At 43.1% G+C, this 12,324-nt stretch carries 10 protein-coding genes and 1 pseudogene; 1 reads left to right on the top strand and 10 read right to left on the bottom strand.

Annotated features, from left to right (window positions below; all coding sequences use genetic code 11):
- Nucleotides 1-22 precede the first annotated feature (22 nt).
- From ACFE90_RS29355 to ACFE90_RS29340, 4 genes are all read right to left on the bottom strand, one after another.
- The gene (locus ACFE90_RS29355) at nucleotides 23-421 is read right to left on the bottom strand and encodes an aldehyde dehydrogenase family protein (RefSeq protein WP_375505900.1); all 399 of its coding nucleotides are present in this window, start codon (nucleotides 419-421) and stop codon (nucleotides 23-25) included.
- A 318-nt stretch (nucleotides 422-739) separates the two neighbouring features.
- Nucleotides 740-1,684, bottom strand: coding sequence for an NADP-dependent oxidoreductase (locus ACFE90_RS29350; RefSeq protein WP_375505899.1), 945 nt, complete (start codon nucleotides 1,682-1,684; stop codon nucleotides 740-742).
- 276 nt (nucleotides 1,685-1,960) lie between these two features.
- Nucleotides 1,961-3,274: a hypothetical protein gene (locus ACFE90_RS29345; protein WP_375505898.1), complete on the bottom strand. Its 1,314-nt coding sequence runs from the start codon at nucleotides 3,272-3,274 to the stop codon at nucleotides 1,961-1,963.
- A gap of 170 nt (nucleotides 3,275-3,444) precedes the next feature.
- Nucleotides 3,445-3,933, bottom strand: coding sequence for a nuclear transport factor 2 family protein (locus tag ACFE90_RS29340; protein WP_375505897.1), 489 nt, complete (start codon nucleotides 3,931-3,933; stop codon nucleotides 3,445-3,447).
- 275 nt (nucleotides 3,934-4,208) lie between these two features.
- On the opposite strand from ACFE90_RS29340, the gene ACFE90_RS29335 reads away from it, so the two are divergent.
- Nucleotides 4,209-5,099 (top strand): LysR family transcriptional regulator, encoded by an 891-nt coding sequence (locus ACFE90_RS29335; protein ID WP_375505896.1) that lies wholly within the window; start codon nucleotides 4,209-4,211, stop codon nucleotides 5,097-5,099.
- Nucleotides 5,100-7,111: 2,012 nt separating this feature from the next.
- Here the strand turns inward: ACFE90_RS29335 and ACFE90_RS29330 are convergent.
- The 6 genes and pseudogenes from ACFE90_RS29330 to ACFE90_RS29305 all read right to left on the bottom strand — a co-directional run.
- Nucleotides 7,112-8,032 (bottom strand): helix-turn-helix domain-containing protein, encoded by a 921-nt coding sequence (locus ACFE90_RS29330; protein ID WP_375505895.1) that lies wholly within the window; start codon nucleotides 8,030-8,032, stop codon nucleotides 7,112-7,114.
- Nucleotides 8,033-8,044: 12 nt separating this feature from the next.
- Complete coding sequence (locus ACFE90_RS29325; protein ID WP_375505894.1) at nucleotides 8,045-8,941, bottom strand: NAD(P)H-binding protein; 897 nt, start codon at nucleotides 8,939-8,941, stop codon at nucleotides 8,045-8,047.
- Between the two features lie 547 nt (nucleotides 8,942-9,488).
- Nucleotides 9,489-10,151 (bottom strand): DNA cytosine methyltransferase, encoded by a 663-nt coding sequence (locus tag ACFE90_RS29320; RefSeq protein WP_375505893.1) that lies wholly within the window; start codon nucleotides 10,149-10,151, stop codon nucleotides 9,489-9,491.
- Nucleotides 10,148-10,372: a hypothetical protein gene (locus tag ACFE90_RS29315; RefSeq protein ID WP_375505892.1), complete on the bottom strand. Its 225-nt coding sequence runs from the start codon at nucleotides 10,370-10,372 to the stop codon at nucleotides 10,148-10,150. Before ACFE90_RS29315 ends, ACFE90_RS29320 begins: the two co-directional genes overlap by 4 nt.
- A 644-nt stretch (nucleotides 10,373-11,016) precedes the next feature.
- Nucleotides 11,017-11,826: pseudogene (locus tag ACFE90_RS29310) on the bottom strand (Rpn family recombination-promoting nuclease/putative transposase).
- Nucleotides 11,827-11,890: 64 nt separating this feature from the next.
- Nucleotides 11,891-12,324 (bottom strand): DnaB-like helicase C-terminal domain-containing protein (locus ACFE90_RS29305; RefSeq protein WP_375505891.1); only part of this gene is annotated, 434 nt, incomplete at its 5' end.

The raw sequence follows: 12,324 nt of genomic DNA, 5'->3' as shown, positions 1-12,324 counted from the left end.
TTTAAAATGATTATCATTATTATTAAGGGAATAGTTTATTTTCTGGAAGTCCCTTGCTGGGAATCATATCGACTTCAAATGCTGCTTCGTCATGGACTTTGCCGTTTTCAAGCGAGAGAATCGCGATCAGTTCATCTCTGTGGGCTTCAAAGCGATCGGCAATTTGATTCAGCACTCGCGCACGAAGTGCCCGATTTTCCTTCCAGTCTAACTCTCGAAACGCCCGCACCGCAGCATTAATCCCCTGAACTGCCTCGTCACGCCCACCATCTGCATAAGTTCCAATCACCTTGCCTGTAGCTGGATCAATGCTATCAGTATGCTTTTTTGAATCAATCCACTCGCCATTAATCCAGTTCAGTGCGGGTGTTCCTAGTTCAATGTTTGGTGCTGAGAATTTCTTATCTGTCGTTACTGGCATAATAGCCGCTCCTTACTTTTCTGCATAACTAAGTTTCATACTCACAGTCGAAGCTCAACGTACTCTTGTTCGATTAGCGGGTAATCTTCAGCCTTGATTGGTTGTGTTGCAGAAATTTTCAAGTGATAAACGACCGAGTCTCGTTCGCATTTTTTAAGTAATAACTCCAAAGATTTCGTTAATGAACTCTGCCTGAGATACACTCTGCATAGGGACGAAGCATTTGGTTAATAATCCATTGAAATAGAGATTCTTGCCTGAATGCTTCGCCCTGACAGTAAAAAAGTTCGATGAACCAAAGTTTTACAAAAGCCTGCCTCAAGCTGGATGAACGACTTGCAAAACCAGCTTGCCGCGTGGATGTCCGTGCTGGCTAACTTCTTGTGCTTTAGCGGCTTCTGCCAGTTCAAAAACTTGCTCAATAGACGCTTTGATCTGTCCGTCATCAATCAATTGAGCAATCTGCTGGAGCTGGGAATTTGCTCTGAGATTAGCGAAAACAGGAACCGCTTTAATGCCCTGCGGAATGCCTGATTCAGGCACACCAAGTGTCGAAACTAAAACGCCACCGGGACGAATGATTTGCCATGATCGCGCTTGCGTTTCTCCACCAACCAAATCAAGCACTACATCTACATCTTTTACCTGCTGTTCAAACGGTTGACTCGCATAGTCGATCACCTGATCGGCACCCAGGTTTCTCAGATCATCAAGGTTCGCTGCCGATGCCGTTGTAATGACTCGTGCCCTCTTCCACTTGGCAAGCTGAATTGCATAGCGACCTACTCCACCCGCGCCACCGTGAATCAGCACGCTCTGCTCTGGCTGGAGATTTGCACCATCAAACAATGCTTGCCATGCAGTTATTGCCACAATTGGGATAGAAGCTGCGTGAATATAGTCGAGTGTTTTCGGCTTCGGGGTGATCGCGTCTGCATAGCCCACTGCATACTCGGCATAGGCTCCCGAAAGCGCCATGTCTGCTGTTCCATAAACCGCTTGTCCTGGTTGCAGTGTGGTGACACCATCGCCCACACTTGCAACAACACCAGCCACATCAGCGCCAGCAATCACTGGCAGCGAATAATCAAAGACTTGTTGGAAAAACCCTTCACGAATCTTCCAATCGATTGGGTTTACGCCTGCTGCATACACTTGAATGAGGACTTGCCCTGCTTGCGGTTCAGGACGGGATACTTCGTCGTACTTGAGGTTTTCAGCCCCGCCGTAAGCATGAATTCGGATTGCTTTCATCGTTGCCATTGTGACGTACTCCTTTTCATAAAATGGATCGGCATTTCATCAATCATTAGCGATCAAAATTTTGAATGTTACCAAGTAAGTAGAACGATGTGGAAAAACCAAACTATGTTAATAAAAATTAAATAGACTCAAACCCTCTTTCCTCCTGCCTCCTCCCTCATCCTAATAATAAATATTCACATTAACCTACTTAAAAGATTTGTAGTTGCTTGGAATGCTGAACTGCGATCGCGCTGTTTCAGCGTTAAACCCTTACTTACTGGGTAATTACAATTCCTACTCTGTTGACGATCCATCGACATACTGCTGACCACCAATCGTAATGAATTCAACTGTGCTGGCTGGAGCAGCGAAATCCAATGAGGTAATTTCCTCTCTTTGAGCCTCGACTCGACCCAGTACAATGATCTCTTTTCCACTTGTGCCTGGTTTGAGACTCAGGGCGTGCGCGTCAAGCTGTACGACCACGCCACGCACCAAACTGTTACCCTTACCACCTTTTGTGATCACGTCCCCAAGCACGAGGATATTGCCAAATGGTTTACTGGTCTGTATGCCGATCGAGCCATTGCCATGAGTGGTAATGCTTTTGAATTCTGCATAAGCCAAGGTTCCGTCGTATAGATTGAACCCCCGCGCCCCTTCGCCATAGGTCGCCAGGTCGCCTTGCACAATCAGAGTCTGTAAATCTCCGAAATTCACGAATCCGATTCCACTGGTTCCATGAGATATAATGGACTGCCGAGCAAGCCAAAGACGGACATTGCCCCAGTTATCCAACACCATGTCATTTGTCCCGTAAGTTGTTACAGGACTGTTATTGATCACTTGTTGAGCCTTCACGCCTGAGCCAACGAACACCCCGCCTGAGATAAGATTGCCAGTACCAGCCAGGATATTGCCATTAGTATGGATTTCGCCTGTGGTCAATAATTTAAGGTCAATCATGCCACCAGGAGAACTGGGCGCTGGTCCACCTTGAGGATCGGCGTTTGCGGGAACAGTCATGCCGCCAAAAATAAAGATGCCGCTACCCCTCAACGGCACATCTCGCGTTCCCCCTGAGAGGTTTTCGGCACGCAGTGTCCAGCGACTTTGGGGATCGGTACAGCGGTTGTAGATCGTTAGGGAACCCGGAACGACCTCTACGCCATAACCGACTGGACGATGCAGCGCTGAGGTGCTGTCGCCGTCATACACTTGAACGTCAGTGAGCACAAGGTCAGCGGTCATCACAATACTGGATTCCAAGTGCAGTCGACCGTAGACGACGAGATGCTGCAACTTGAGTTGTCCAAGGGTAGTCGTTGCCGATTCCAGACTGAGCGTTAATCGGCTTGGATCTGATCGGAGGGTTAGGTTCTGGAGAGTGTTATTTGCCGTGAGCGCTACCCCGTCTGAATCTGGCTTGAAGACCAATTCTGCCTCAGAAGTTGTACCCACCAAACTTGAGCCTTCAAGAAGTGTAAATTTCTCTAAGTCATGAAGCTGACCAGGCACCTCGATTACAACATATGTACGTTGAACCGCTTCAGCCAGAGAAGCTGCGTCCTCAACGACTACATGAGTGCCAACTGTGTTATGTGCCATAAACGACCTTACTTTTCTCCTCAGTGACTAAACCTCTTTTGGTGTTCAAACCCAACACATTCTTGACTTTGTTTAGTTAGAAAGCGGTGGAGGGGTGTTGCTCAGGAGCGTGGATCAAATAGTTTGAGTTGGGTGGAGCTTTAATAAACACAACCATAAAAGTCTGACTGTCAGGACGCTTTGAAAGTAGTGTCCGCCGCGTCGAGGAAGGGCTGGAACAAGTCATTAGGCCAGTTGGGATCGCTCTTGGAGGTGCGCTCCAGACACTTCCAGACGCCATTGCGACGTTCAAAGATGTCGTCGTAGGTGCCAGTTGAAACGATTCCGACGTGTTCAGCCTTCCAGTACACGAACCATCGCCAGTGCGCTTCGGCCCTGTCACCCGATCCGGAAATTTCAAACGCGCCCATAGAGTGGAACCACTTGTCCATCGGGAAGACGCTGTGTGCGTAGTCGAACATCTGCTTCATGCCCTCAAAACCCTCGAAGGTTGAAGTACGTAGGTCGTAGACGCTGAATTTGGCCTCCGGCCAGTAAAGGCGGTTGTAGAGGTCAACCTGCTCGCGTCCCCAACCCTTGTCGATGCAGCGCTGATGCAGGTTGAGCTGCTCGAAGATGGTAAAGCGGTCGATCACCGTGAGATCATTGTTCTGAGACATTAAAGTTTCCCTTGACATTGAAATTTTTGCGGGCGGCTGCTAACGAGTTGTTAGTGTTCCAGATTTGTTATCAAGACTTTTAAAGCGTTCAATGCGTAAATTCTTTAGGGAAAAGTAATAAATTTAGAACACCCCCTTTGTTGCTTCAGTCATAGCTATTTCCTTGCCTAGCTAGTTGATAATGCCATCCTCCTCAAATTACATTCATTTCTGATCGTTATACAAGTATCATTTTGTTGATGCTATGTTTCTTCTTAGGAAACTTTAGAACCACAATGGACACCTTAATGAGTATGAAAGTGTTGTGTCGGGTAGTGGAATTAGGAAGTTTTGTGGCAGCCGCTGAGCTGCTCAACTTATCCACAGCCATGACCAGCAAGCATGTGATGCACTTGGAGCGAAACCTTGGCACGCGCTTGTTGAATCGAAGCAGCCGACACCTAAGCCTAACCGAGGCAGGAACCCTCTATTACGAGCAATGCCGGGAAATGCTGGATAGGTTGGAAATAGTAGAGGCAGCGGTAAGACGATCGGCCGTCGTCGTGCGTGGTGTACTCAAGATCACTGCCCCAGTTTGGTTCGCCAACCCCTTATTCACCAAAGCTCTGGTGGAGTATCGCTCTCGTTATCCAGACGTTGTGCTAGATCTGAGTTTGAACGATCGGATAGTGGATTTAGTGGAAGAAGGGTTTGATCTTGCGTTACGTGTCGTGCACGGTAGTGAGCCTCATTCTTCACTGCTCACGCGACGCATCTGCTCCATTCCATTCCTGTTGGTCGGCTCATCTGACTATTTGCGAAAAAATGGACACCCAAAAACTCCCAACGAACTGTCGAAGCATATAGCCATCAGCTATCACTACTCACAGTTTGCCGATCAGATATTCTTTGAAGGTCCCAACGGGAGGGAGACAATTAAACTAACAGTCTCGATCCGCTCCAACAACACTATTATGGAGTATCAGGCGACCTTAGCCAGCATAGGGTTAGCGGTTTTGCCAGAGTGGTTGATTGCAGATGATCTTGCCAGCCAACGGTTAGAGGTACTGGAGCTGGACTACACCTTGCCAACCACATTCCTCTATGCCGTCTATACGAGTCAGCGCTATCTATCACCCAAAATAAGAACTTTTGTAGATTTTCTGGTTGACTATTTTTCTGGATAGTTGCTTTTATCAAGTTTCACTAATACCATACCTGGAGATACCATTTAATTATCATTGAATCTAATTTCAGTGACTATTCCTGATACACGACTAATCACAGGGTTAATCTCTGCGCTAACATAAGCATTATCAGTTTCTAAATATTTTTGCATATATTGCCATTGTTCATAAGCATTCCTTAGCTATATAAACTGCAATTACACTAAACAACACTCCCGATCCTGTAAGTAGTAGCAGATGCCGAACCCAAAGAGGTGATAATTTTTCCTTAAAAGCATTGTTTGATTGACTAGAAGTGTTAGTTGGCTCCTGTTGTGACACAACGGGAGTTTTTTGTTCTGATAATCTAGTAACTTGTTGGGACTGCTGAAAAAATTTTTAAGTTTCATCAGTGATATTTATCTAATTCCAGATTTCAGTATAAATATTGGCACTACTAAAGAGTCTGTTTACAGAATACGGAAAATATTACTTAAATGCATAATTGCTCTTAAGAAAGCTTCATCTTCAGTTTCAGAACGCCTCAAATTGGCGCTGCTAAAGTTGCGATCGCATTTTGCGCCCTAGTGAAAACCCTGAAGGCTAATCTAAATCCCATTGATAGGTATACTAAGCAGGTAAGCTGAGAAAAAGTCACTTTGATCAGTTAGCGATGGCGTAACCGCCCTTGCCGGTGGCGATCGCATAAATTGAGTTTTTCTTTGCGCTGATCTTCTCGTGATTCCTAGTCATTAATCTAAAACTATTGAGAATCAGACTGTGAGAAAACCTACGTTATTTAGTGGAGAACTGACCGTGAAAATTCAGGTAGCCGTCGGCTGCCTCTAACTCCCCTTCACAATGATTATAATTTTCATATTGAGTGAGATTTTATTTCCTCAAAGCCTTATGTAGTTTGAGTCTTGGTGTATTTCATCCTGCTTCAGGCTCGTCAATATTTAGATGCGTTTGCCCTGATAGTCCACTTTACCCTACACCAGATAAACGGGAATACTCTCAACCTGGTTCAATCGGATTGAGTCTTTTCACTTATCGAGTTGAGGATATTGCCGCTTTTCATCAGCGCGTTAGGAGCAGCACTGCTACTAGCGTTACAACAATTGTGTCTAATGAATTTGGTGAACTCTGTTTTGGGTTAGTTGCACCGGATGGAATGTATCTGACTTTTCCCGTTAAGTCATGAAACAACGAAGTAGCAAGAGTTTCAGACTAGATTTGATTCTCAATAACTTAATATTAGTGACAATAATTCACGAGAGAATAGGGCTTTGGGCTAGGGGTATAGTAAGCGATCGCTCAATCAAGGAGATAACGGGAAAAGTCAGATGGAATGTATTGGGTGATAGTTGGTTAGATTTAGTAGTCTATAGGACTTATACCAATTTGAAAAATGTTTGCGACACATGTAGCGACTGTCTTAAAACTCAACCTTAGACTAGTATAAAACTCAAAATTTGTGCCACCTATTGCAAAATCAAAGACAATTGCAAATACCTGATACCTCACGGTCATAGCAAATGTCCGAAACTAAAGTTGATACGGTTGTTTGTATCAACGGCAGTACCTTAATCGTCTTTTACACCCCTGGAAAGTGCTCTTCTTTCCGCATCATCAGCTGCACAGGTGATATTTTTGGGGAACAAAAGTTGTACTACAGCGCGGAGGCAGCGTTGCAGACTGGGTTGGAATGGCCCAGGAATGAAGGGTGACTGAGTGCAATTGCTCAACAGTCCTTGGGCTGATAGCCTGCTTAATTAAAAACTGCGATCGCTTCAAGAATGATTTCTCGTCAACTGTACCAAAATAGCCTCAAGACTCTGTAGAGCAACGTTTGTGGTTCGTTGTGTTCAAGGGCGTTGCAACGATGTTCTTCATGAGAGTCGCGTAATTCAAGAAGTACATCGTCTAAAATTGCACTTCTAGCCAATACACGATTGACATTTTCAGTGTCGGCGCACCGTCAGAATAAAATTACGAATACTGTAAGCGAGTTTTGATTTATTTGTGAGAGTCTAACTAAACGAGTTTCTAAATTCGAGTGGCGAGACGCTTGTCTTATTCTTAAATAATTTATTAAACGACTGCGGATGTTCAAAACCGAGCCGATACGCGATTTCGCTGACTGAAAGCGATGTTGTGGATAACGCTTCTTTGGCTTTTTCGATTAATTTATTGTGGATATGCTGTTGGGCGTTTTGTCCCGTCAGCGTTCTTAACATATCGCTTAAATAATTCGGCGATACGTTTAATTTATCGGCAATATACTTGACGGTTGGAATTCCCGATTGTAATTCATTTTGTCTGTCAAAATACTCGTTTAATAAATCCTCCAGTTTCACCAGCAAATCACTGCTCGCTTTTTTGCGGGTGATAAATTGCCGATGATAAAATCTGTTTGAATAATTAAGCAGTAATTCAAGTTGTGAAACAATCACATCCTGACTAAAGTTATCAATATTGGAACGATATTCCTGCTCCATATTTTCGATAATATCGTTTATGATTGCTTCTTCTTTTTCCGAGAGGTGCAAAGCTTCATTGACCGAATAGTTGAAATACTGATATCGCTTGATCGTTTTGGCTAGCGATGTATTCCATAAAAAGTCGGGATGGATTAGTAGTGACCATCCCCTACGCTTTGATGCTACATCTTTATCAATCTCCACTCCGAAAACCTGACCAGGCGACATAAAAAACATTACGCCTTCATCAAAATCATACTCCTGCTGACCGTATTTATATTTAGTGTTAGGTGTTCTTTTGAGCGCGATTGCGTAGAAATCAAAGACAAGATTTATTAATTCTTGGTAAGGCAAATATTTAATGGATTCTAAATTAATCACGCTGATTAAAGGATGCTCAGGTTTAGGAAGCTCCAGCATCCGATGATATTCGGCGATCGTTTTAAATCTACGCAGTTGTGTGTTTGTCATATCGAAATGTAATTATTGCTGGTTATAAGCAACCGCGAAATCTTTCGCAAAATCTTTCAGCTTTACTTTACCCAATATTGGTCTATGGCGGAAATAGTCTTCATACAATCTGCCTCCACGCCTAGCGGCATTCATTTCCACAAAACCCTGTGCAGTTTGCGGGTTCATTCCTGATTCCAATAGACCATTTAAAAATTGTTCGTCAGAAATTTCCAGCCATTTGAGATCGGAATTTCCGATGGCTTCGCCCAGAATTTCGGCGATTTCGTTTGGCGAAACTTCATCGCTTGCAATATAACGAATTTCTTTACCATTAAAAGGTTTTTCAATTTCTTCGGCAATCACGGCAGCAATATCTAAAGGGGAGACCCACGGTTCTTTTTCATCGCCGCGATAGTTGCCGACAATCGCGCCTTGTGATTTAATGGTTTGGATAAATGTATACATGTAAGTGTAAAAACCGACTGGGCGCACGAATTTAATAAAGACCTCTTCCGGCAGCTCTGTTAAAATATTTTCGACATTGTAATGAAACCGGAGCAAGCCAACTCCTTTGTCAGCACCGATGCTGCTCAGATGCACGACACGTTTTACACCCGATTGTTCAATGGCTTGTTTGTAGTTTTTGCCAATCTCGGTGATAGCCGCGATAACATCAACATTCGGGTCGAAGAAAGCATCGGGGGCAAGCGATTCCATCACATAAACGACATCTGCGCCTTTAAAAGTCGCTGATAGAAAGCCAGCGTCTTCCATTGTGCCAACGGCAGCTTTTGCGCCATTCGCTTCAATATCTTTCTGCCTTTCGGCTTTGCTACTGATAACTGTCACCTGATGTCCTTTTTTCACTAACTCTTGTGTCAGTGGTTTACTAATATTTCCTAAAGAACCTGTCACTATAACTTTCATAAATATTTACTCACAAACTATTTCTAAATTAAAATTTGAATTTCTCTATTTATGGTAAGTAATTTTTTATCTTTAAAGTTAGCCGAATTATCGGTAATTGTATCCAAAATGTAGAATTTTGCTGCTTAACTAGGGTCAGGCCGCAAAGTGTACCGAGTCATTGGGTGTGTTCCAGATTTCTTAAGGCAAATCAGAGTCATGGTTCGCACAACTGCAACTCTACTAATCCTTTCATTCAGAAAAGGGGAATAGGCAATACCCTAAATTAGAGCTTGCTTTTCACATATTAAACTCCTGCCAATTGTCGTTGTATGTCAGTAAATAACTGTGCCGCGAAACAGGGAGGAACAGAGTAACCGATGATTGACCCTGCTGTAGCAGCATTCGTGAGAGGTTAAGGTCAGGTACTATTTGTCAATAAGCAATAGTACTTAAAATATCGCTAGAATCGGGCTAAAATTGGGGTTGAAAACACGATTTATGAGCAGGCGATCACGTAATTTTGATACGCATCTTTTATTCTTACTCCATTGGTTCAGTACAAGAGTTAACTCTGACTGTTCTGATAACGCGGTACATTTTCGAGAGTAAACACCCGTGGCTGCAACTGTCGGATGGCTTCAGCAATAGCGATCGCTGCGGTCAGGTCATCGTTAGTTTCCCCACCTTTACCCGCTTTAGCTGTGTGGGCAAGGCTTGCGTTGGCACACACCGGGGAGGCATGGAGGTAATCGAGGCGGCGGGAAAAACCTAGAAATCCTGACTGTGCTACTTCTTGCACTGTTAGTTGGATTATTCTACAGCCATACTCGTTAAAGTTGTGGTGATGGGTTTTGGCGTTCACGAAGTGTGCCGAAGGTATCGCCCTGCTTAAGTCTGGTTTCGTTGGGTCGAACTCCACCGCAATGACTGGACGAATCCCGGCTTGCACCATCCCCGCTTCAATCCCACCGCCACCCGCGAAAAGTACTACAGTGATCGGGGCATCATCTGGAAGTGTTGGTTTAAAATCTGTGTTATCAAAATTTTTGCAGACATCTAATTTTGGCGATGTCTTTTTAGTTTCGAGGTACGGATAAATACATCCAACTAATTCCCCTTGCGAGGCTTTGACCCCTTTCTTTAAGAATTTTTTGGGTGTTGCAGATAACTCAACTATTACTGGTTTTGGCTTTGGAGGTAGCGTATGACTTCGGGCTGTTTTAGTCATGCAGCCACCTCTATGACCAAATCATCGGGTACTTCAAAAATTCCCAACCGCCCAATGTAAGGAATTGGTGTAATCTCGCGTGGATTCTCCAGCTTCCAGTGATATTGCCCAGGCATTCCCCACCCAGACGCAATTTGTGAAAACTGGCAATCAACTATTGTGACAATGCCAATAACTTGACCGCGACGTAGAGAGATTAATTCTGGAATTACTACCCCCATGCAATGACCAAATTCAATCGAAAGCTAGTACTCTTTCTTGGTACAAGTTTTTGCAGCGTGAATCAGAATATCGCCGCGATAATTGATAGGCCAACCACGGTTTTCAACATTTTTGAGAGCACAGATAATTGCCCATGCCCAAGGTTGTCTGACTGAAAGTGCTTTCACGGGTTTTAAAACTCCAGTAATTGAATGTATGCGTCTAATGCCGCAATTGCCGGATATGGATGTGGCTTTGATTGGAGTCCGTTGCTTTCTTGTGGCGGTAATCCCTTTTATTACTTTTTAAAAAACTCTGTATTTTATCCACAATTTCTACTATCAAAATTCAGTTCTATCTTTTGATAAAATAAAAATTCTCCTTTTGGGAGAGTAAAATCTATCCCTAATAGTCAGGAAACATTGAATGTAATACGCCATTATAGTCATATATTCTTTGATTCATGAAAGCCGAGGATTACGTCCGATACTCCTCGGGCTTTTTTGTGTTTATCAACTAGTCATTAATGAAGTGTGAGCAGATTGGAGTTAGTTAATGTTGGTGTAGAGCAGAGGCTGTCAAAGTAATTCGTAATTAGAAATTCAATTACGAATTACGTTAGCAAGCCATCGAGTGTCATTATGAATTAGTGATTATTTGGTTGTTAGTCTAACCAATTGAGCAATTCATCAGCAGATACAAAATCTAAGAAAGCTTCACCTAACGCTTCCAATTGTTCAACAGGCAATACTCTAACTTGTTCAATAATTGATGATTCAATTTCACCGAAACGCCGACTTAATAACCGATTCAAAAAACGGAAAGCTTCACGTTGTTCCCCTTTTTGTAAAATATCCTGATAGATAACTGATTCCTGCATAATATCCTCCCGTAAAAATTGATGAATTAAGTCTTTTTCAAATCTTAAACCTGCAAAAATCTCTGTGCATCCGGCAATATTTTGTCTTTCATTTCTATTTGAAATTTTAGCGACATTTTGAGCAACCTGGGATAATAAAGCGGCAGGTGAATCAGTTCGAGTTAGTGGTGCAAGGGGTAGCAGCGCTGGATTATCGAGAAAGAGTGCTGAATCCTTTTCCTACAAACGAATTACCCGATAGCGATGAGTTGTTTGTTCACCAGTATATTCTTCAGTGAACGCAAGTTAATCGCTAGTCTGCTGCAAGAAAATTACTACCTGTGTAACTGGTTTACGATACTGTCGTGTCAACCTCACATAATAATCTAATATCCGTAAAGGTATTGGTGGATTAGATGTAGCTAGAGTCTGGAACTCAATGTGTAAAATCCGATTATTTGTCTGGAGAAATGTTACAAAATCAGCGCTAATTGGTTCAAGAGAAAGTTCAGTTTTTAATACTGTAACTTCTTGTGGCTCTGAGGTTAGTAACCATTTAGCAAACTCATCAGGATATAATTCAGCTAAATACTTGGCTGTGTTATCGTAACTCAATTTATCTCATCCTTTTTCTCTAAAAAAATTGTGATTTAATACTTGATAACGAGCATTTTATAGCTCAAATTACCGAGTTAGCCAAATTTTTAAATTGTCCAAATCTTTCATCAAACAAAAGATTAACAGTCGTTTCACTACTAAACCGACTTTTCAAAACTGAAACTTCAAAAATGCCTTTTTGGGTAGTCTGCTTGTCGTAGTAATCTTCTCGATACAAACCCAACATGACAGCAGCTTCTTGTTCAAATCCTCCCGATTCCCGAAAATCAGCTTTTGTCGGACGTTTTTCGGAACGTGAATCAACTTCTCTTTTTAACTGCGCCAAACCCAAGACAGCGCAATTGAATTGTTTAGCGATCGCCCTGAGTTGTTTCAAGATGGAGTCGATTTCTTGTACGCGGTTTTCCCCACGTTCACGGCGCATGGGTTCAATCAACTGTACATAGTCCACAATTACCAAACTGACTGACCCGCAACGAGCTTGTATATCTTGCA

It is taken from the genome of uncultured Nostoc sp. (assembly GCF_964245445.1).
Classification (GTDB): Bacteria; Cyanobacteriota; Cyanobacteriia; order Cyanobacteriales; family Nostocaceae; genus Nostoc.
This window is presented reverse-complemented; position numbering and strand designations above follow the sequence as displayed.

What these genes read in the sequence shown, in the direction of transcription:
- ACFE90_RS29355 (WP_375505900.1), bottom strand. Translation starts at nt 421, where the DNA reads ATGCCAGTAACGACAGATAAGAAATTCTCAGCACCAAACATTGAACTA.
- ACFE90_RS29350 (WP_375505899.1), bottom strand. Translation starts at nt 1,684, where the DNA reads ATGGCAACGATGAAAGCAATCCGAATTCATGCTTACGGCGGGGCTGAA.
- ACFE90_RS29345 (WP_375505898.1), bottom strand. Translation starts at nt 3,274, where the DNA reads ATGGCACATAACACAGTTGGCACTCATGTAGTCGTTGAGGACGCAGCT.
- ACFE90_RS29340 (WP_375505897.1), bottom strand. Translation starts at nt 3,933, where the DNA reads ATGTCTCAGAACAATGATCTCACGGTGATCGACCGCTTTACCATCTTC.
- ACFE90_RS29335 (WP_375505896.1), top strand. Translation starts at nt 4,209, where the DNA reads ATGGACACCTTAATGAGTATGAAAGTGTTGTGTCGGGTAGTGGAATTA.
- ACFE90_RS29330 (WP_375505895.1), bottom strand. Translation starts at nt 8,032, where the DNA reads ATGACAAACACACAACTGCGTAGATTTAAAACGATCGCCGAATATCAT.
- ACFE90_RS29325 (WP_375505894.1), bottom strand. Translation starts at nt 8,941, where the DNA reads ATGAAAGTTATAGTGACAGGTTCTTTAGGAAATATTAGTAAACCACTG.
- ACFE90_RS29320 (WP_375505893.1), bottom strand. Translation starts at nt 10,151, where the DNA reads ATGACTAAAACAGCCCGAAGTCATACGCTACCTCCAAAGCCAAAACCA.
- ACFE90_RS29315 (WP_375505892.1), bottom strand. Translation starts at nt 10,372, where the DNA reads ATGGGGGTAGTAATTCCAGAATTAATCTCTCTACGTCGCGGTCAAGTT.